Consider the following 20521-nt stretch of genomic DNA (forward strand, 5'->3'; position numbering starts at 1 on the left):
AGTTTTTTAAAGAGATATGTTTGCATATTCAGAATGGAGGTTTTTATGGCATTGATTTTACCAAAGGGATATGACCCGGTGTTAAGTGTGAGAGAGACGCAGGAAGCGATAAAGTATATCAGAGATACTTTCCAGAAAGAATTCGGAAAAGAGATGAATTTGGAGAGAGTTTCAGCGCCGTTATTTGTATCAAAGTCAAGCGGTCTCAATGATAACTTAAACGGTGTTGAGCGCCCTGTATCATTTGATATTTTAGGTATACCGAATGAAGAGTACGAAGTGGTTCAGTCACTTGCAAAGTGGAAGAGAATGGCACTTGGCGAGTACAATTTTGCTCCGGGTGAAGGACTTTACACAAATATGAATGCCATAAGAAGAGATGAGGAGCTTGACAATCTTCATTCATGCTATGTGGACCAGTGGGACTGGGAGAAGGTAATAAGAAAAGAAGACAGAAATATAAAGACTTTGGAAGATACCGTAAAGACTATCTTTAAAGTAATCAAGCATATGGAGCATGAGGTGTGGTATAAGTATCCGCAAGCTGTAAAGCACCTGCCTGATGATATTTTCTTTATTACTTCTGAAGAGCTTAGACAAATGTATCCTGATAAGATTCCTAAGGAAAGAGAGAATCTTATAACAAAGGAACACGGCTGTGTATTTGTTGAGAAAATAGGCGGAGCACTTGGAGACGGCAAACCGCATGACGGAAGAGCACCTGATTATGACGATTGGGAACTGAACGGAGATATTCTTTTTTGGTTTGAAAACCTTGACAGTGCACTTGAAATCTCAAGTATGGGTATAAGAGTGGATGAGGCTGCTATGGAGTCACAGCTTAAAGCGGCAAATGCCGAGGATAGAAAGAATCTTCCTTTCCACAAGTCATTACTTGCAGGTGAGTTGCCGTATACAATAGGTGGCGGTATCGGACAGAGCAGACTTTGTATGCTCTTACTTAACAAAGCTCATGTAGGTGAAGTACAGTCAAGCGTATGGCCGGCAGATATGATAGAGGCTTGCAAAAAGAATAAAATGATATTACTATAGTATATAGACGTCTTAATAAGGACTTACAAAGTTTTTCATCGGATTGTTTTATAAGGGGAAGTTTATGGCTAAAAAAGCAGTTAAAAAGAAAAAAACCAAAGGAATATTTGAGAACAGACTTTCGATAGTATTTATTACTATGGTAGTAGTGTCTATGGCGATAGTCCTAGGAGTAAAGGTAAGAAGTATAAAAAAAGAGTTGGCAAGCAGAGAAGCTTATAATCAAAAAATAGTCAAAGAACTGGAAAGCGAAAGCGAAAGAGCCAAGGAACTTGATGAAAAAAAGAAGTATGTTCAGACGGACAGCTATATAATAGAGATGGCAAGGGAGAAGTTGGGCTTGGTTTTTCCGAATGAAATTGCCATAAAGCCTGAGAATTGATATGTTGAATATAGATATATTGAGTCGTTTTATAGAAAACAACAAACTAATTGAAAAAGAAGATAGAGTTGTACTTGGTGTAAGCGGCGGGGCAGATTCGGTTTGCCTGCTGCATACACTCAGTGAGTTGCAAAAAGCCTTAGAAATAAGGCTTTTTGTTGTACATATAAATCACGGCATCAGAGGAAAAGAGGCAAGCCGTGATGAAAACTATGTAAAAGAACTTTGCAAGAAACTCGGTGTGGAATTTTTTTCGGTTCATTACAATATTCCTAAGATGGCGTCTATGTTAAAAATCAGTGAGGAAGAAGCCGGAAGAAAGGCAAGATATGAAGCCTTTGAAAATATTGCAACCGATATAAGCAAAACAGAAGGAACAGATATTTCAAAAGTCAAGATTGCGGTTGCACACAATAAAAATGACAATGCGGAGACAATGCTGCACAATCTTTCAAGAGGAAGCGGAATATCGGGGCTTAAGGGCATATCGGTAAAGAACGGCAGGATAATAAGACCGCTGCTTATCTTTACAAGAGCCGAGATAGAAGAATATATGCATGAAAATAAAATAGAGTACATGACAGACAGCACAAATCTTGAAAATGAATACACAAGAAATGTATTGAGAAATGAAGTCTTTCCGATACTTACAAAGTACGTAAACAGCAATGTAGTCAATAACTTTTATAAAACTTCAACAGTTGCGGCTGAGGCCGATGAATATTTTGAGGATTCAGCCAAAAAATTTTGTGAAAATAATTTAAAAGCTGAAGGGAATAGCGGGTATACACTCGATCGAAATGAGCTGATAAAGCATCCGCATATTTTAGGCACATATATAATAAGGTATGCACTGAAAGAGTTGCTGAGAGAAAAAAAATTCGGGATCAAAGATATCGGAATGGTGCATATAGAGGATGTATGGCAATTGGCTCACGGAGAGAACGGAAAAAAGCTGGATTTAAAATACGATATAAAAGTATATAATGATTATAAGTATTTAAGATTTGTACAGGGTGAAGATGAAAAGGAGAGTAAGAGCGGTTTTCCTGAAATAAGATACGGCGTTTTTAGCGACTTCAGTATGAAAGATATCCCCGGTGACGGTAATGTAAAATGGCTGGATTTTGACAAAGTCCTTAGAGATATAGTAAAATATACAAGGGAATGCTTGTGTATTAACAGTGCTGTAAGCAAAGACAACAATTTGAAATTTATAGAGAAAAATATCGCTGTCCGAGGGTATATGAGCGGTGATTTCATTCAGATAAAAAGCGGCAAAAAGGTTATAAAAAAGCTTTTTACAGATGAAAAGATACCTACAAGTATAAGGAAGGAACATATAGTACTTGCAATCGGATCATGTGTAGTTTGGATATTTAAAGACAGTAAATCACCTGACGATATGATAGGGCTTGATAGGATAAGTGAGCTATACAAAGTAGATTTGTATACAAACAAGGTTTTGAAAATAGAAGTATTAGGAGATAAATATGAAAGAGAAAGTTGATGTGCTGATATCCGAGAAGGAAATAGAGAACAGGATCTTGGAGATTGCAGACAGAATCAATAAGGACTATGAGGGCGAAGAGCTTACACTTATATGTGTTTTAAAGGGCGGAGTCATGTTTATGTGTGACCTTGCAAAGAGACTGAATTTGAATGTAAGACTTGATTTTATGAGTGTATCAAGCTACGGCTCGGAGACAAAGAGCTCCGGAGTGGTAAAGATAATAAAGGATTTGGATAACAGTATAGACGGCAAGAATGTTTTGGTGGTTGAGGATATTATCGACTCCGGAAACACACTGTCATACCTTATGGATATATTAAAAAAGAGAGGCCCGAAGTCTATCAAGCTTTGTACACTTCTTGATAAGCCTTCAAGAAGAGAGAAAAAGGATGTATTCGTAGATTATGTATGCTTTGAAATAGAAGATAAGTTCGTTGTGGGATATGGGCTTGACTATGATCAAAGATATAGGAATTTACCGTATATCGGAGTTATGGAACTCTCAGACTAGATAGGAGAAAGATGAAAAGAGCAGATAATCCGGTAAGAGTATTTTTCTTACTGTTAGTTTTAGGACTTATAGTTTGGCTTATTTTTAACATGGGAAATCAACTAAGTAGCATAAAGCTGGATTCAAAGCAATTTGAAAAAGTGGTTGAAGAGAACAATATTTCACTGATAGAGATAAGACAGAATTCACAGACACCTACAGGTGAGGCGATAATACACTTTAACACTCAACAGGAATTCGGGAAATCGGAGGTACATTATTTTGTATCGGATGTAAACGAATTCACAAAGGAACTTAAAGGAAAGAATATCACCTATATATTGGATGATGTTCCGAGAGACAGTGTATTTACAAACACCATATTGCCGATAGGATTGACCGCCGTAATGATCATATTTTTTATGATGTATATGAACGGCAGAATGGCAGCAGGCGGAAACGCCGGCAATAACAAGATGATGAACTTCGGAAAAAGCAGAGCAAAGGTTGTAAAATCCACCAATGTGAATTTTACAAAGGTGGCGGGGCTTGAAGAAGAAAAGGAAGAGCTGGATGAGGTGGTGGACTTTTTAAAAGATCCGGGCAAGTATACAAAACTCGGTGCAAGAATACCTAAAGGTATAATTCTTGTAGGACCTCCCGGAACAGGAAAGACACTTCTTGCAAAGGCTGTTGCAGGAGAGGCGGGAGTACCGTTTTTCACAATATCAGGTTCGGACTTTGTAGAGATGTTTGTAGGTGTGGGTGCAAGCAGAGTAAGAGACCTCTTTGAAGACGCCAAAAAGAATGCACCGTGTATAATCTTTATAGATGAGATTGATGCGGTCGGCAGAAGAAGAGGTTCAGGACTTGGCGGAAGCCACGACGAGAGAGAGCAGACACTCAATCAGTTGCTTGTGGAGATGGACGGATTTGCAGGCAATCAGGGTATTATAGTGATGGCTGCGACCAACAGAGTGGATATACTTGATCCGGCACTTCTAAGACCGGGAAGATTTGACAGAAAAGTTGCTGTAGGCAGACCTGATGTGGCGGCAAGAGAGGCAATCTTAAAGATACATGTGGCGTCAAAACCTTTGGGTGATGATGTGGATTTACATTCGGTTGCAAGACAGACTTCAGGATTTACAGGTGCCGACCTTGAGAATCTTATGAATGAGGCGGCAATACTCTCTGCAAGAGAGGGAAAGAGATTCATATCGGCTGATGATATAAACAAGGCATTTATAAAAGTAGGAATAGGTACGGAGAAAAAGTCAAGGATAGTAAGTGAGAAGGAAAAGTCAATCACCGCATATCATGAGGCAGGACATGCAATACTCTTTAGGGAGCTTGACGGAGTGGGACCTGTACATACCATATCCATTATACCTACAGGTGTAAGTGCGGCAGGTTATACCATGCCGCTGCCGGGTGAAGATCAGATGTTTAATACCAAGTCAAAGATGCTTAATGATATCATGGTCAGCCTTGGCGGAAGAATAGCGGAAGAAATCATCTTCGGAGATATTACAACAGGCGCAAGTTCGGATATCAAGCAGGCGACAAGCGTAGCAAGAGCAATGGTTATGGAATTCGGTATGAACGAGAGAGCCGGACTTGTAAACTACGGAAATGAAGGAGATGAGATTTTTATAGGAAGGGACTTCGGACAGACAAAGTCATACAGTGAAGAGACTGCAAATATGATTGACGAGGAAGTCAGAAAGATTATAAACGATTGTCATACAAAGGCAAAAGAGATAATAATGAAGAGAAAATATGTGCTTGACGCATGTGCGGCCCTTCTTATAGAAAAAGAGAAAATTGGTTTTGAAGAATTTGAGGCATTGTTTTAGATGAATATTGAATGTATTTTTAGTGATGAGACAAACGAATATGTATCAATACAAAGCCTTAAGAATAGACAGAATATAAGAATACAGATTAGAATTTTTAAGGATGATAAACCGGATATTATATTGGTAAATCACCAAGATAACAGTGAAGTAGTGATGTCAAAGCTTCGCTCAAGCGAGTATTTCGACTTTTACTACGCAGATTTAGAGGATAGGGATTATTTAAAGTATTATTTTAAGATAATTGACGGCGAAAAAACTTTGTTTTTTACAAGGTTCGGAGTTACGGATTATCTGAAGGAAGACGCATTATTTGAATACAACAAGAGCTTTACTTTGCCTGATTGGGCAAAGGGAGCTTTGATGTATCAGATTTTTATTGACAGATTCAATCGTGGAGATGAGACAAATGATGTTGTAGATGATGAGTATATCTACATAGGTTTGCCTGTGAAGCATAAGGAGAACTGGGACGAGTATCCTTCAAACTTTGATGTCGGATATTTCTATGGCGGAGACTTGGCAGGAGTTTTACAAAAACTGGACTACTTAAAGGACTTTGGGGTTGAGGTAATTTACTTTAACCCTCTCTTTGTATCACCGTCAAACCACAAGTACGATACTCAGGATTATGACTATATAGATCCGCATATCGGTGTGATAGTAAAAGACGCCGACGGAGTACTCGGCGAGGACGATACGGACAATAAAAATGCCACAAAGTATGTAAAGCGAGTTACCTGCAAGAAAAATCTTGAAGCAAGTAATGAGCTGTTTATAAGACTTGTAGAAGAAGCACATAAGAGAAATATTAAGGTAATAATTGACGGAGTTTTCAACCACTGCGGTTCATTTAACAAGTGGATGGATAAAGAAGGCATATATAAAAGAGCCGAAGATAAATATCCGATAGGTGCGTACTGGTCAAGGGAAAGTGAGTTCAGGCCGTATTTTAACTTTATCGGTAATGAATATGACGGATGGTGGGGACATGATACTCTGCCGAAGCTTTACTATGAAAACAGTAAAAAACTTATAGATGAGGTGCTTAATATAGCGAAAAAGTGGGTATCACCGCCTTTTAATGTAGACGGTTGGAGACTTGACGTTGCGGCGGATTTGGGATATAGCCATGAGTTTAATCATGTATTCTGGTCTATGTTCAGAGAGGCGGTAAAGAGTGCCAACAATGATGCGGTGATTCTTGCAGAGCATTATGGTGATCCGAGTTTTTGGCTGGACGGCAAATGTTGGGACGGCGTAATGAACTACGACGGATTTATGGAGCCTGTAAGCTGGTTTTTGACAGGACTTGAGAAGCACTCCGACGGAGCTGATATGAATCTGAAAGGAAACTCGGATGCATTCTTTCTTATGCTTAACAATGCACTTGGAAAGATGCCTTATGATTCCGCACTTGTATCGATGATTCAGCTTTCAAACCATGACCACTCAAGATTTCTTACCAGAACCAACGGTATTGTGGGAAGAATAAATACTCATAAGTCTGAGGATGCAAGTAGCGGCGTGAAGCTTGAGGTTATGAGACAGGCTATAATGATGCAGGTGACATTACCGGGAGCACCTACAATATACTACGGCGATGAAGTGGGTGTATGCGGATTTACAGACCCCGACAGCAGAAGAACATATCCTTGGGGACATGAAAATCTTGAGCTTTTAGAGTATCACAGGTATGTGAACAGATGGCATAAGGTCAGAAAAGAATTAAAGAGCGGTTCTTTGATAAAGCTTATTTCAGACGCCGGAACGGTATGTTATGCCAGAGTTTTAAAGGACAATGTTTCGGTAATTGTTATCAATACCGGGGAGTATACAAAGAAAATAGATATACCGCTTTACCTCACAGGAATGAGAGATAATGCGATAATAAGCAGGGTAATCTATACAAATAAAACAGGTTACAATGTTGGCAGAGTGACTTATGTAAATGACAACGGATATTTGAACATGGATATAGAGCCACATTCCGGATATTTACTGGTCAGCGAAAACTTATAAGGGCTACATGGAGATTATATGCCAAAGGATAATGAAAAATATATCGGGAAGATGTTTGACAATACGGACTTGAAGCTACTTATAGTCCCGCTTATTATAGAACAGTTCTCAGCTATAACGGTAGGTATGTCGGATACCGTAATGGTAAGCTTTGCAGGCGAGGCTGCGGTATCCGGGGTATCTCTTGTGGACATGGTCAACAATGTAATAATATCACTGCTTGCGGCACTGGCAACAGGCGGTGCGGTTGTAATCAGCCAGTTTATCGGCGCAAGAAGGCATGAGGATGCCTGCATGGCTGCTGCACAGCTTGAGCTGATGGCTTTTATTGTAGCCGTCTTTATATCAATATTTTCAGTAGTATTTGCACATCCTCTGATATCCGTACTTTTCGGAAATATAGACAGCGAAGTTTTTGAGGCTAGTAAGAAATACTTAATAATAACCGCAATAAGCTTTCCCATGCTTGCAATATATAACTCCGGAGCGGCAATATACAGAAGTATCGGAGATTCAAAGACTTCCATGAAGGTAAGTATACTCATGAATATAATAAATGTTGTGGGTAATTATATAGGAGTCTTTATACTTCATCTGGGTGTTGCAGGTGTGGCAATACCGAGTGTTATATCAAGAAGTGTTGCGGCGGTTGTGATAACAATACTTGCATCTAAAAATAAGGGCGCAACGGTTTTTTTGAAGATTAAGGAAGTCTTTGGTATAAAGTCTGACTTTATGAGAAGGATCCTCTATATCGGAATACCTTCAGGTATTGAAAATTCACTATTTCAGGTCGGAAGAGTGGCGGTTGTCTCCATTATCTCAAACTTCGGAAGAACTCAGATAGCCGCCAACGCTATTGCCAACAATCTGGACGGTCTGGGTGTAAATATGGGAAATGCAATAGGTATTGCAATGATTACGGTAATAGGTCGCTGTGTGGGAGCAGGTAAGTATAAGGAAGCCAAGTATTATGTAAAGAAACTTATGTTTATCGGATATCTGGTTATTATAGTACCTGCTTTAATTATTTTCTTATTCCAAAATTCCTTTATTTCAATATACAATGTAACTGATGCCACAAAGGAACTTACCGCTGTTTTGGTTTGGATACATATGGGTGTTGCCATATTTTTATGGCCGTTAAGCTTTATACTTCCGAACGCGTTAAGAGCCGGAAATGATGTCAAATTTACAATGGGTATCAGCCTGTTTTCAATGGCGGTATTCAGATTCGGCACATCAATGTTTATAGCAAAGGTATTTCACATAGGAGCTGTCGGAGTATGGTGCGCAATGATAATAGATTGGATTTTCAGATCCTCCAATTTTGTATACAGATTCGCATCCGGAAAGTGGTGGCATAAGAATTTAAAAAAGGAGTAATATGATAGTAGATTTACATTGTGATACGATAAGCGAAATATATAAGAAAACAGGGCTGACTCTAAGGGAAAACAATCTGATGATTGACATAGAAAAGCTTAAAAAATCAAATGTAATCGTACAGTGCTTTGCAATGTTTACCCATCTTAAGTATGTGAGCGAACCGTATAAGTATGTTAATGCTTTGATAGACCTATATGAAGAAGAGATAAATAAAAATAAAAGTGATATTGATTTTGCAAAAACTTATGATGATATTTTAAGGAATTCGGATAATAAGAAGATATCGGCTTTTTTGACCATAGAAGAGGGAGAGGCTATAGAGGGCAGCATTGAAAAGCTTGAACATTTCTATAAAAGAGGCGTGAGAATGATGACTCTGACATGGAATTTTGAGAACTCTATCGGATTTGGTAATAAAAGAATCACAAAAAACGGTGAATTTGCAGGATATGTTCCGGATAGAGAGAACGGACTGAAGCCTTTCGGTTTTGAAGTTGTAGAAAAAATGGAAGAACTGGGAATGATTGTAGATGTTTCACATATGTCGGATGCCGGAATTTATGATATAATTGATGTGGCAAAGAGGCCTTTTGTTGCAAGTCATTCAAATGCCCGAGAAGTTTGTAATCATGCAAGGAATCTTACAGATGATATGATAAAAAAGATGGCGGATAAAGGTTGTATATCGGGGCTTAATTTTTATCCTGAGTTTTTATCTGCAGATTTTTCAAACAGAGAGAGAAAAGCTTATATAAAGGACGCCGTAGAGATGTTAAAATACATGGTAAAGGTGGGCGGAAGTGAGTTTGTTGCACTCGGTTCCGACTATGACGGCTTTTGTGATACTATTGAGTGGAAAGACGCTTCAGGGACTAAGGATTTGATTGATGCGATGGAAAGAGAAGGATTCAGTCACAGCCTTATTGAAAACATAACATATAAAAACGCACTGAGAGTAATAAAGGAAGTGGTAAAATGATTAGGTTTGTAATACTTATTTTAATACTTGCGGCTGTATGTGCAGTTTATACACTACATGCAAAGATGGATGAAACCGAGGCGAAAAAGGGTGAAAAAAGCGGTGAAAAAATCATAGATGATATGATAAAGAACAATGTAATAGATGAAATAGCAAAGGGTAAGGATAGAGGCTAATGAGTACAGCAGTGGTATTAGATAGTAATTGCGGTTTGACCGGTGAAGAGGCAAAAAGATACGGGATGTATATTTTACCTATGCCGTTTATGATTGACGGCAAGGAGCATTTGGACGGGATAGATATCACACGTGAAGAGTTTTTACGGAAACAGGAAGAGGGAGCCAGTATAATCACTTCACAGCCTTCCCCTGAAAATGTTATGAATCTGTGGGATGAGCTTTTAAAGACATATGACTCTGTAATACATATTCCTATGACATCAGGTCTTTCAGGTTCGTGTGATACGGCAACCATGCTTGCAAGTGAGGATGAGTATTTAGGCAGAGTATTTGTGGTGAATGATAAGAGGATATCTGTTACACAGATAAGTGCAGGGCTTGATGCACTGAAATTGATTGAGGCCGGTTTTACACCTGATAAGATAAAAGAAAAGCTTGAAGCCGATGCTTTGAAGTCCGGAATTTATGTAATGGTCAGTGATATAAAATACCTGAAAAAGGGAGGCAGAATAACACCTATGGCGGCCGCACTTGCTTCACTTTTGAAGATAAAGCCTGTGCTTCAGCTTCATGAAGGAAAGATAGACGCTTATGCCAAGGCAAGAACGTTTAAGCAGGCAAAACAGATAATGGTGGAAGCGATAAAAAAAGACTTAAGCGAAAGACTGAATGATCCTATGTGTAAGGATTCAAGACTGATGATAGCACAGTACGGTTATCTTGATTTTGCAAAAGAGTTTGCCACAGAGCTTGAGGCTGAGTTCGGTAAGGTTGAGATAGTCAATCTGTCACTGTCGGTTGCCACACATATAGGTCCGGGAACAGTTGCTTTGGCTGTTGCAAGAAAGATAAGTACAGACTGATATGGATGAGGAGAAGAAGAAATTCAAGTTTAAAATACCGGCCGTAAGCTTTCGTTTACTGCTTACAATAGTATTTATAGTGTTCGGCATAACACCTGTATTTATATATGGAAGAATGGTAAGCCGTACCAATCTTTCATCAAGGATTGATGCCAGAAAGATAGAACTTCAGACCAAGGGACTTATGCTGAGCAATAAGCTTACAAGAGGCAATTTTTTGAAAGATCCCAAAGAAAGGGGAAGTCTTAATTCGGAGATAGATACGATGGCGGAAATCTATAACGGTAGAATAGTTGTAATAGACAAGTCATATAATACCATTGTGGATACTTTCAATCTGGCGGTCGGAAAGATAAATATAGCACCTGAGATAATAGATACTTTCAACGGTACAAATACAAATATTTATAACAAGAAAAAGTCATATATTTTGCAGACAATGCCTATATATGAGACAATAGACAATAAAAATATAGACGGAGTTTTGCTCTTTATTGCATCTACAGACAACCTGATTGCGGTAGCGGAAGGGGTAGGAAATACGGAACGGTTCCTCTATATTACATTATCCGCCATAGTGGCTGTACTCTCTATAATAACGGCAGGCAGAATGCTTAGGCCGCTTACAAAACTGAGGGACGATATAGCAAGCATAGGGTACGGAAAGCTTGACCAAAAGCTTGAGCATAATGAGTATAAGCTCACAAAGTCCATATCGGAGAATATCAATGCGACACTTTCAAAGTTACAGGCGGCGGATAAGTTAAGAGATGAGTTCGTGGCAAATGTGTCACATGAGCTGAAGACTCCTATAACTTCAATAAGAGTTTTGGCGGACTCGCTGATAGGTATGGAGAATGTACCGAACGAGATGTATGCGGAGTTTATGCACGATATTTCGGATGAGATAGACAGAGAGGCAAAGATAATTGACGACCTTTTATCACTTGTGAAGCTTGACAAGGCGGCAAACACATTGGTAACCGAGCAGGTGGATATCAATCAGCTTATAAAGCAAATACTGAAGAGACTAAGGCCTATAGCCGATAAAAGAGATATTGAGCTTACATTTGAGACTGTCAGAGAGGTGAATGCGGATGTGGACGAGACCAAGCTTTCACTGGCTATCAACAATTTGATAGAAAATGCCATAAAATATAATAAGGACGGCGGCTTTGTAAAGGTAAGTATTGATGCCGACCATAAGTTTTTCTATATTCAGGTAAAGGACTCAGGAGACGGCATTGCACCTGAGTATCAGGACCTTATATTTGAAAGATTTTATCGTATTGACAAGGCAAGATCAAGACAGACAGGCGGTACCGGGCTTGGACTTGCAATTACCAGAAATGTGGTGCATCTGCATGACGGTATTATAAAGGTGTCAAGTAAAGAGGGCGAGGGAACCACCTTCACAGTAAGAATTCCTCTGAATCATGTAAAAAGGAGGGATAAAAAATGAAAAATAAAATCTTACTTTTTTTGATGATTATATTTTCATTTACTCTTGCAGCTTGTAAGAAAAAAGATGATAAACCTCTTTCAGACACGGAGTATTATGTATATTATATAAACACCGCAATGGATAAGCTTGTAGAAAACAGATATACGGTTTCTCTTCCAAGTGATGATGTGGACGGATTGGTGGATGAGCTTATGGCACAGTTTTTGAAGGTACCTGATGATTTGGAGGCTGTAAGCGCATTGCCTGACAAGGTCACATATCAGGGATTTAACAGAGACGGTAATATACTGTATTTGAACTTTGATACCAATTATCAAAGTATGGATGTCAGCAGAGAGGTGCTTGCAAGAGCGGCGCTGGCAAAGACTCTGACGCAGATAGACGGAATAGATTATATAAGTATTAGTTCAGGAGACCAGTCGCTTATCAATGCACTTGGAGAGAATGTAGGACTTATAAGTTCAAGCAATTTTATAAACAGTATTTCAAATGTAAACAGCTTTGAAAAGGCCACCCTTACACTGTATTTTGCAGATGAAGAGGGTACGAAGCTTGTGCCTGAGACCAGAGAGATGTTCTACGATATTAATACTTCAAAAGAGAGGCTTATAATAGACGAGCTTATGAAAGGGCCGGCCAATACGAAACTTAAGGCCACTATCCCGAATGACACGAAGGTTATAAGTGTAACTGTGAACGAAGGTATTTGCTATGTAAATTTTGATGAAGGTTTTTTAAATGCATTGCCGGATGTTTTGGACAGTATTACAATATATTCAATAGTGGATTCACTTTCTGAACTGCCGAATATATCTCGTGTACAGATACTGGTAAACGGAAAATCAGATAAAAATTATAATTCGATTTCTTTGGGAACTTCCGTAGAGAGAAATCTTGACTATGTAAAAGAGGAAAAATAATGAAAAGACCATGTGTACTTATAGTAACGGCCTGCCTGCTTGGAGAGCTTTTAGGATGTTATATAAGTATATTGAAACTTGGGGTGATTTGCATCATCCCGGTTTCGGTCTGTCTTATCTTAGTATTCAAAAAAATAATTCAAATCAAAAAAATATATATTCTTATTTTCTTTATTGTCTTTATTATATTCACGCTTAGAATCAAGTATGAAATCCGGTTTGAAAGAGAATTTGTATCACAGAATGTGGACAATAAAAAAGAAAATAAATGTGTTTGCAAAAATATAAAAAGTATAAGCTTCAAGGATGATGTGGTGATTTTTACATCAAGGGGTATGATATATTATCTGGACGCGGATAAGTTTTACGGTGATATAAGTATAGGAAACAGTGTCAACTTTTACGGAAAGGCGGAAGAGATAAAAAGTAACCAAAACCCCGGTGAATTTGATGCAAAAAACTACTATAGAACCAAAGGTATATACTGTAAAATGACGGTAAACAAATATACCGTTACAGATAAAAGCTGTGACCTTATAGGTTGTTTTTTCTTTAATCTGCGGCAGTATCTGATAAAAAGGATAGAGAGTATCTTTGATGAAAAAACTGCGGGACTTTTAAAAGCAATTTTACTTGGCGTAAGAGCGGACCTTGACAAAGATGTATACAAAATGTATCAAAAAAACGGAATAGCACATTTGTTGGCAATATCCGGTCTGCATGTCTCATTGCTTGGAATCGGTCTTTATAAGCTTTTAAGGAAAATATTGCAAAGAAGCTTTTTATTTTCGGCAGGCTTTGCAAGTACATTTCTGCTGTTTTACGGACTGCTTGTAGGTAACGGAGTGAGCATTGCAAGAGCAGGAGCTATGCTTGTACTTTATTTTATCGCGGAGGTACTTGGAAGAAGCTACTGTCTGATATCGGCACTTTGTATAAGTGCGGTAAGTATATGTCTTATAGCGCCGTTTGAGGTTTTCGGAGTAAGCTTTCAACTCTCATTCGGGGCAGTGTTAAGTCTTGGCGGAGTGCTTTCATTTGTGTTTAAGAAATTAAAGAAAGAAAAGAAAAACTTCAGTGAAAAAGTATTTGAAGTAATGCTTGTAAGTATGGGAGTTCAGATTCTGACATTGCCGCTTGTTCTTTACTATTTTTATACCTTTCCTGTATATGCCTTTTTATTAAATATAGCGGTAATACCTCTGATGAGCTTTGTACTGTATTCCGCGATATTATCACTTGTATTGAATATAATGAGTCTTTTTTTATATAAGTATATCGGCCTTATTGCTGTAGGCATCCTAAACTTCTATGAGTTTATCTGTACAGCTGCAAGTCATCTTCCTATGCATAGGATTATTTTCGGAAGACCGAATATTATACAGATTTTTATTTATTACACTGTTTTGACTGTATTGGCGGCTTTGGCAATCTTTAAGAAGAAAAGAATTTTTTTACTGCTTTGTATTCCGTCCGTTTTTATTTTGTTTCCGTTTTTTAGGAGTGATGAAGTGGTTTATTTGGATGTGGGGCAGGGCGACGGCATCTATATGCATATTGATGATAATGATATTTTGATAGATTGCGGCAGTACCTCCAAGCTTTCACTGGGCGAGTACACTATGGAGCCGTTTTTATTGTATAAGGGTGTGGATGATATAGAGATGTCCTTTGTCACACATTCAGATATTGACCATATAAGCGGAGTATTGTATTTGCTTGACAGTGATATAAGGATTGAAAATTTGTACCTGCCTTATCAGGCAATGAATGATGCTTCATATGATGAATTAAAGCAAAAAGCTGCAAATTGCGGGACTAATGTGGTGTATTTGAGCAGAGGTGATCACTTAAACCTCGGGCATTTAAAGATTGAATGTCTGTGGCCTGATAAAGAGCCTAAGGAAAATGTAAATGAGCAAAGTCAGACCTTTATTGTAGAGGCTTTTAATAAAAGATTGTTGTTTACAGGAGATATAGGTAGGTCAAGTGAAGAGAGTATTTTAAAATACGGTAGTATCGGCAAGGTAGATATACTGAAGGTGGCACACCACGGCTCAAAAAACTCTTCTCTAAAGGACTTTATTGAGGATGTAAGTCCGACCTATGCCGTGATATCATATGGAAAAAACAATCACTACGGTCATCCAAGCCCTAAAACTTTGGATACCTTGAGAGAAAAAGGTTGTATTATCTATGAAACGGCAAAGATGGGGGCAATAGAGGTGAAGCTTAGGTGAAGGAAAGTACACAAATATCTTTTTAATTTTGAGCAAAGAAAAAGACGATAGATGGTTTTCTGTCGTCTTATATCTTTAATAATTGATTTCCATTTATCTTTTGATATTTTCACAAAAGAAAATTTATCAAATATTTTTAATATTTCTTTTGTATTTTTGTTTGTTATACATGAACCATTTACTGTAAATCCCATCATAAACATTTATTCTCCCTATATAAACACTGCTTTATTAAAAATATTATTATCTGTTCTAAATAATAAGTCAATACGGTTGATAACGCGGATACAAAAAATTCGGTTGGCAGAGTTACCAACAAAAACCCTGCCAACCGAATCAATCATAATAAATCAAAAAAAATTTCGGTACTTTTATAATGGAAATATAATATCCATGTACAGTAACCTATAATTAAATTTTAGAACTTAATAAATACAAAATGTATTTATTTTAATTATAAAATATGATATGATTCTTTATAAGGAGGAGTTTTGATGAATGGCATTTTTTTAGTAAGTTATAGAGTAAAAGGTATTAAAAATTTTGAAGAAGAAGTCTCTCTTTCCTTTTATAAAAAAACAATTACCAAACCCATAGATACAGGTAATTATAATGTTAAGGGGATATATGGAATGAACGGCTCCGGAAAGTCGGCTATAATCAGTTCTGTAGATATTTTAAGGAATCTTCTTGTTAATGAAAATTACCTTAATAATCCTATAATCCAAAATAGCTTAGATGAGATTATAAATAAAAAGATAGAGGAATTACATATAGGTACAAAATTTTTGCTTAAATTGACCGAAGATACAGCTTATTTATATGAATATGAGGTTGTACTTAAAAAGAATAATTTTGGGAAATATGCAATTGACAGTGAACAGTTATCATGTAGAAATGCGTTTTATAAAAAAGATGAATTTATTCCTGTATTCAAGGTTAAAAAAGGCGAGATAGAGTATATTAATACCAATAAAGATATTGTGTTGGAAAGAGATTTTAGAGAGAAAACTAAGAATTTACTATCAAACTCATCTGCATCATCTTTGTTTCTTATGAAATTTCTTCATAATAAAATTAAAACTGTTAATATTGCTTCAATTATTGTGGGAACCCTAGCATTGCTGTGGTATTCATTTAATATGCATGTATATATGGATCAATCAGATAATCATACTGATTATTTTGTAAATGATATATTAAATAAAAATAGTGAAAAAAATATAAAAATTCATGCCGCTCAGATGAATGTATTACATATATTTGATATGCCGAACTTGAGTATATTCTCATGTAAAACAGACACTATTCCGGTAGATAAATATGAATCATATAAAGATTCTGTTAAAAAGCTAAAAAAGTTTATTCAAATCTTTAAGCCTGAATTAAAGGATATTGAGATTGAAAAAAAGGATAAGGGGGTTGATTATGTTTGTAGTTTAAATATGGTATATGAAGGATTTAGTATTAATAGTGAGTTTGAAAGTACGGGAATCAAAAAACTTATAAAACTGTACGCTTATTTACAGGAAATGGTAAAAGGGGGGATTGTGTTTATTGATGAGCTGGATTCAAATCTTCATGATGTGTACCTATGTGCATTACTGGAATATTTAATGGATTACGGACAGGGGCAGCTATGTTTTACAACTCATAATGTCGGTCCTATGGATATATTAAAGAGAAATAAGAAATCTATAGATTTCCTTTCGATTGATAATAAAATCTATCCGTGGAAGACGAACGGTAATTATTCGCCTGCAAAACTGTATAGAAACGGAATGATAGAGGGTTCACCTTTTAATATTGATGCTATTGATTTTATAGATGTCTTTGATACACCGGAGGGTTGATATGGGGCTTCAGTTAATTTTTGCTGTGGAAACAAATAAGACCTGCAAGTCGGATTGGATTTATATTAAAGATACGATTGACAGGTTTTATAAATGTAGTGCCAACAGCCTAAAGTTATCTATTATATATATGAATGGAAAAACAAATTACAGAAGTAAAGAAAAGGAAGTCCGGTCTTTGATTAATCAATATGATAGAATAAATAATACATCAAAGGTTATATACTGTATTGACTGTGATAATTATGATAGTAAACCGGACGATAAAAATTTCATTGATAATATTATTAAGTTTTGTGAAGAACATGACTATGAATGTGTATGGTTTTGTAAAGATATTGAAAGCGTTTATTGGGGCGAGAAAGGGTCTAACAACCAGAAGAAAAACAAAGCTATAAGTTTCAAGAAAAATAGAATGATTGATAATATAAATAAAAAAATATATCAGTAACAACATACAAAATAAATACAAGTAATATATTAACAATACTGGATAAGTTTATTGAACAAGGTACTTTTGAAAGAAATGGTATAAATTGATTTCATACTTTGATACTGAATATATGGCTTATTTTAAAGAGACGGAGTTTACGGTAGGGTTGCATGGAGGTATGGTAGTAAAATATATTGACAATGATATTGAAATCAGTCTTGACGGTATATTGGTTTTAAGGAAAGATGGTTTGGGTTTGCAGATTAAAGAAGTTCATCTGTCTGATACCATGGATGAAAGCCCGGAACAGCATAAAGCATACGAGTACATGTTTATGGACTAAAGACGAGCCTTAAGTATAAAAGTAATTGAATTTGTAGATTGTGTATTATTATAGTTTATAAATTGAAACAGATAAAAATGGGCTATCACTTTAAGCTTTTTAGTTCTTAAAGTGATAGCCTTATTTTATTCAATATTATCAATATTTAAGCTATATCCAAGGACTTCACCTACATCAGTGATTTTTCCGGTAAGTGTGACCATTGAGTTTTTAGATAATTCAGCAACTTTAGCTTTTGTTTCGTCATTTTTTATATAGCATTGAACACCAATGATAGCAAAGTCAGTCTCAGGTACTAAATCAATGTATTTTCCTGAACTGTCAATATTGCTTAGCTTACCTGTAATACGAACATATTCTCCCTTATGTGCATCACTTGCCTTTAGTGCATTGTCATTTAGCTGTGCCATTAAATCATCTACAGTGTAAGAGGTATATTCTATTGATGCTGTAGTACTTTCCGAGGTGGAGTTTTCAGCTGATGAATTAGTTGAATCAGGCTTGCCCGATACTGTCGTTTTGCTGTTTTTCTTGCCACCTGAAGTGATAGCCGCTATAATAATGATTATTACAACAATAGCTATAAACCATGGTCTTGTAAAAATAGGTTTTTTATTTTTTGCACCACAGTGTGGGCAAACTTTGGCATTTTTAGCCATCTCTTTACCACAAGTCTTGCAAGTGGTCATTTTGTTATTACTCATATTTCCTCCTGATTAAATAAAACTTAAGAAAAGCTTACGATACTATTATATATATATATATATTTGTCAAGTTATATTTTGGGTAAAATCGCTCATAAAACGAGATATAGTTCAGTTATGTCTCGGTTTATAAAAATATAAACCAAGTTATAATCCCCCCAGATATTTGAATGGTTAAAAAGTAATAATATAATTCGTATGCAAAAATATATAGCTATTTCGGAACATGCGTACATATAGATAAAAATTATTAAAAAAAATTTCTCCCTCCCCCCATTTTTTTCATTTCCTTTCCCGAATACTATATTATCGGCGAAAAACATATTGAACAGAGCCGAAGAAAATAATGATTTATATGGGCAAAGCCCGAAAGGAGAAAATATTATGTTTAAGAAAAAAATTATTGCAGCAGGGATGACAGCGTTTGCTATTACAACTATGGCAGGAATCACAGCATTGGCATCACAGGAATTTGGAAATCAGAATATGCCGGTAAGAAATATGCAGAATCAAAACTTTGGAGAATCTTTTGATAAAGGCTTTGAAAGAGGCGGACTTTTTAACGGTGGCAATATAGGTCAGGGAATGATGAATAATGGAGCTTTTGATGAAAGCAACATACCTTCGGATATGCCACAGAATAAAAACAACACCGAAGGCTTTAGTGATTTTGAAAATAGTTTAAGTGATACAGATAATGACCAGTCAGGTAAGCGCCCGGCATTTAGCGGAGTTGATAACCAGTCAACTGAAAGACCTGCATTTGAAGGAAGTAACAACCAGTCAGATGATAGACTAACATTTGGAACAGGGGATAATCAGTCAGGCAACAGACCGTCTCTTGGAAGAAAGTCTGACGAAGAGGCTATGAAGGAGGGTAATCCTACACCGGAACTTCCTGAGGGTGTTACTATGGAAAATACGGGAATAGAAAATATGAATAATTCTGCTTTTGGATTGGGCGGTATGATGGAGCAGGGCTTTTCTGCCGGAAACAGTTCTAAGTATTTCGGTATGAACCAAAATGCAAGGGACGAACAAAGTTACAATGCAGCAGAAGACTCCGGTATTTCAGCATACAGACCGGCGTTTGCAGGAAGTGATAATCAGTCAACTGATCAACCAATATTTGAAGAATCTGATAATAACCAGTCAAGCGAACGCTCTAAATTTGGAGTAGTTGGCAACCAGTCAGGTGAGCGCCCTGCATATGGAGAGGCAGACAGCCAGTCGGGTGAACACTCTACATTTGGAGTAGCAGACAACCAGTCGGGCAAACGACCTGCATTTGAAGGTGGTAACAACCAGTCAGATGATAGACCAACATTTGGAACAGGGGATAATCAGTCAGGTAACAGACCTTCACTTGGAAGAAAGTCTGATGAAGAGGCTATGAAAGAGGGTAATCCCAGACCGGAGCTTCCTGAGGGTGTTACTGCTGATGATGTTAGTGTAGGAGCTTAATCTCTGCTTATTTTCTACACATTGACGATTTAATGATTTTAAAGTAATGTTTTATTCACTATAAAACATTGCTCATTGTATAGCCCCGTGCTGCCGTGAAACGGTTTTGTGCGGGTGCTATGTTTGATATTTATATTGACCGGATATTGTCCGTTTACATAGATTAAATGAAAAGCACTTGCTTTATCATTTATTTTACAGTACTTTATCAGAATATACTCGGAATTAAAGTGCTGTTGCAAAAGACCTGTCGGTCAAGGGAAAGTAATTGTTGTTGACTGTAAATCAGGCAAAATGTTATGCCTTTTGGGAGATCTTGCGTGTTTATATTTGCTACTAATCAATTTTCCGATTCTGTGTTTAAGGCACA

General features: G+C 36.9%; 18 protein-coding genes. 17 read left to right on the forward strand and 1 reads right to left on the reverse strand.

Annotated elements, in window-relative coordinates; genetic code table 11:
• The first annotated feature begins 45 nt into the window (after positions 1 to 45).
• The 16 genes from asnA to ACO6FI_RS09035 all read left to right on the forward strand — a co-directional run bounded on the left by asnA (position 46) and on the right by ACO6FI_RS09035 (position 17983).
• Positions 46 to 1053, forward strand: a complete 1008-nt coding sequence (asnA, locus tag ACO6FI_RS08960; protein WP_485457033.1) for an aspartate--ammonia ligase — start codon at positions 46 to 48, stop codon at positions 1051 to 1053.
• A 64-nt stretch (positions 1054 to 1117) separates the two neighbouring features.
• Positions 1118 to 1435: a septum formation initiator family protein gene (locus tag ACO6FI_RS08965; protein ID WP_448946900.1), complete on the forward strand. Its 318-nt coding sequence runs from the start codon at positions 1118 to 1120 to the stop codon at positions 1433 to 1435.
• A gap of 1 nt (position 1436) precedes the next feature.
• Positions 1437 to 2945 (forward strand): tRNA lysidine(34) synthetase TilS, encoded by a 1509-nt coding sequence (gene tilS / locus ACO6FI_RS08970; RefSeq protein ID WP_485457034.1) that lies wholly within the window; start codon positions 1437 to 1439, stop codon positions 2943 to 2945.
• Positions 2929 to 3459 (forward strand): hypoxanthine phosphoribosyltransferase, encoded by a 531-nt coding sequence (gene hpt / locus ACO6FI_RS08975; RefSeq protein ID WP_448946902.1) that lies wholly within the window; start codon positions 2929 to 2931, stop codon positions 3457 to 3459. The genes tilS and hpt overlap by 17 nt, the downstream gene beginning before the upstream one ends.
• Positions 3460 to 3470: 11 nt before the next feature.
• The gene (gene ftsH, locus ACO6FI_RS08980) at positions 3471 to 5297 is read left to right on the forward strand and encodes an ATP-dependent zinc metalloprotease FtsH (protein WP_485457035.1); all 1827 of its coding nucleotides are present in this window, start codon (positions 3471 to 3473) and stop codon (positions 5295 to 5297) included.
• Positions 5298 to 7319 carry a glycoside hydrolase family 13 protein gene (locus tag ACO6FI_RS08985; RefSeq protein ID WP_485457036.1) on the forward strand — a complete coding sequence of 674 codons (2022 nt, stop codon included), beginning with the start codon at positions 5298 to 5300 and terminating at the stop codon, positions 7317 to 7319. It begins immediately after the preceding gene.
• Positions 7320 to 7337: 18 nt separating this feature from the next.
• Positions 7338 to 8705, forward strand: a complete 1368-nt coding sequence (locus ACO6FI_RS08990; protein WP_485457037.1) for an MATE family efflux transporter — start codon at positions 7338 to 7340, stop codon at positions 8703 to 8705.
• Position 8706: 1 nt separating this feature from the next.
• Complete coding sequence (locus tag ACO6FI_RS08995) at positions 8707 to 9687, forward strand: dipeptidase (RefSeq protein ID WP_485457038.1); 981 nt, start codon at positions 8707 to 8709, stop codon at positions 9685 to 9687.
• A complete protein-coding gene (locus ACO6FI_RS09000; RefSeq protein ID WP_485457039.1) occupies positions 9684 to 9863 on the forward strand; it encodes an ErpG protein in 180 nt (59 codons plus the stop codon). Before ACO6FI_RS08995 ends, ACO6FI_RS09000 begins: the two co-directional genes overlap by 4 nt.
• Positions 9863 to 10729 carry a DegV family protein gene (locus ACO6FI_RS09005; RefSeq protein WP_485457040.1) on the forward strand — a complete coding sequence of 289 codons (867 nt, stop codon included), beginning with the start codon at positions 9863 to 9865 and terminating at the stop codon, positions 10727 to 10729. Before ACO6FI_RS09000 ends, ACO6FI_RS09005 begins: the two co-directional genes overlap by 1 nt.
• A gap of 1 nt (position 10730) precedes the next feature.
• A complete protein-coding gene (locus tag ACO6FI_RS09010) occupies positions 10731 to 12191 on the forward strand; it encodes a sensor histidine kinase (RefSeq protein ID WP_485457041.1) in 1461 nt (486 codons plus the stop codon).
• Entirely contained in the window at positions 12188 to 13114 is a 927-nt protein-coding gene (locus tag ACO6FI_RS09015; protein WP_485457042.1) for a GerMN domain-containing protein, read from the forward strand. Before ACO6FI_RS09010 ends, ACO6FI_RS09015 begins: the two co-directional genes overlap by 4 nt.
• Entirely contained in the window at positions 13114 to 15354 is a 2241-nt protein-coding gene (locus tag ACO6FI_RS09020) for a DNA internalization-related competence protein ComEC/Rec2 (RefSeq protein ID WP_485457043.1), read from the forward strand. Before ACO6FI_RS09015 ends, ACO6FI_RS09020 begins: the two co-directional genes overlap by 1 nt.
• Positions 15355 to 15848: 494 nt before the next feature.
• Positions 15849 to 17207, forward strand: a complete 1359-nt coding sequence (locus ACO6FI_RS09025) for an AAA family ATPase (RefSeq protein ID WP_485457044.1) — start codon at positions 15849 to 15851, stop codon at positions 17205 to 17207.
• Between the two features lies 1 nt (position 17208).
• Positions 17209 to 17658, forward strand: a complete 450-nt coding sequence (locus tag ACO6FI_RS09030) for a hypothetical protein (protein WP_485457045.1) — start codon at positions 17209 to 17211, stop codon at positions 17656 to 17658.
• Between the two features lie 112 nt (positions 17659 to 17770).
• On the forward strand, positions 17771 to 17983 hold the full coding sequence (locus ACO6FI_RS09035; protein WP_485457046.1) for a hypothetical protein: 213 nt from the start codon (positions 17771 to 17773) through the stop codon (positions 17981 to 17983).
• A 125-nt stretch (positions 17984 to 18108) separates the two neighbouring features.
• Here ACO6FI_RS09035 and ACO6FI_RS09040 read toward each other — a convergent pair whose 3' ends face one another.
• Entirely contained in the window at positions 18109 to 18687 is a 579-nt protein-coding gene (locus ACO6FI_RS09040; RefSeq protein ID WP_485457047.1) for an OB-fold protein, read from the reverse strand.
• Between the two features lie 384 nt (positions 18688 to 19071).
• On the opposite strand from ACO6FI_RS09040, the gene ACO6FI_RS09045 reads away from it, so the two are divergent.
• Complete coding sequence (locus tag ACO6FI_RS09045; protein ID WP_485457048.1) at positions 19072 to 20151, forward strand: hypothetical protein; 1080 nt, start codon at positions 19072 to 19074, stop codon at positions 20149 to 20151.
• Positions 20152 to 20521 lie beyond the last annotated feature (370 nt).

This window comes from Lachnoanaerobaculum sp., assembly GCF_057250505.1.

Excerpts from the sequence above, each read along its gene's own strand:
- ACO6FI_RS08990 (WP_485457037.1), top strand. The coding sequence starts at position 7,338 with ATGCCAAAGGATAATGAAAAATATATCGGGAAGATGTTTGACAATACG.
- ACO6FI_RS09000 (WP_485457039.1), top strand. The coding sequence starts at position 9,684 with ATGATTAGGTTTGTAATACTTATTTTAATACTTGCGGCTGTATGTGCA.
- ACO6FI_RS08985 (WP_485457036.1), top strand. The coding sequence starts at position 5,298 with ATGAATATTGAATGTATTTTTAGTGATGAGACAAACGAATATGTATCA.
- ACO6FI_RS09035 (WP_485457046.1), top strand. The coding sequence starts at position 17,771 with ATGGCTTATTTTAAAGAGACGGAGTTTACGGTAGGGTTGCATGGAGGT.
- ACO6FI_RS08995 (WP_485457038.1), top strand. The coding sequence starts at position 8,707 with ATGATAGTAGATTTACATTGTGATACGATAAGCGAAATATATAAGAAA.
- ACO6FI_RS09010 (WP_485457041.1), top strand. The coding sequence starts at position 10,731 with ATGGATGAGGAGAAGAAGAAATTCAAGTTTAAAATACCGGCCGTAAGC.
- ACO6FI_RS09025 (WP_485457044.1), top strand. The coding sequence starts at position 15,849 with ATGAATGGCATTTTTTTAGTAAGTTATAGAGTAAAAGGTATTAAAAAT.
- ACO6FI_RS08965 (WP_448946900.1), top strand. The coding sequence starts at position 1,118 with ATGGCTAAAAAAGCAGTTAAAAAGAAAAAAACCAAAGGAATATTTGAG.
- asnA (WP_485457033.1), top strand. The coding sequence starts at position 46 with ATGGCATTGATTTTACCAAAGGGATATGACCCGGTGTTAAGTGTGAGA.
- ACO6FI_RS09030 (WP_485457045.1), top strand. The coding sequence starts at position 17,209 with ATGGGGCTTCAGTTAATTTTTGCTGTGGAAACAAATAAGACCTGCAAG.
- tilS (WP_485457034.1), top strand. The coding sequence starts at position 1,437 with ATGTTGAATATAGATATATTGAGTCGTTTTATAGAAAACAACAAACTA.
- ACO6FI_RS09015 (WP_485457042.1), top strand. The coding sequence starts at position 12,188 with ATGAAAAATAAAATCTTACTTTTTTTGATGATTATATTTTCATTTACT.
- ACO6FI_RS09020 (WP_485457043.1), top strand. The coding sequence starts at position 13,114 with ATGAAAAGACCATGTGTACTTATAGTAACGGCCTGCCTGCTTGGAGAG.
- ACO6FI_RS09040 (WP_485457047.1), bottom strand. The coding sequence starts at position 18,687 with ATGAGTAATAACAAAATGACCACTTGCAAGACTTGTGGTAAAGAGATG.
- ACO6FI_RS09045 (WP_485457048.1), top strand. The coding sequence starts at position 19,072 with ATGTTTAAGAAAAAAATTATTGCAGCAGGGATGACAGCGTTTGCTATT.
- ACO6FI_RS09005 (WP_485457040.1), top strand. The coding sequence starts at position 9,863 with ATGAGTACAGCAGTGGTATTAGATAGTAATTGCGGTTTGACCGGTGAA.
- ftsH (WP_485457035.1), top strand. The coding sequence starts at position 3,471 with ATGAAAAGAGCAGATAATCCGGTAAGAGTATTTTTCTTACTGTTAGTT.
- hpt (WP_448946902.1), top strand. The coding sequence starts at position 2,929 with ATGAAAGAGAAAGTTGATGTGCTGATATCCGAGAAGGAAATAGAGAAC.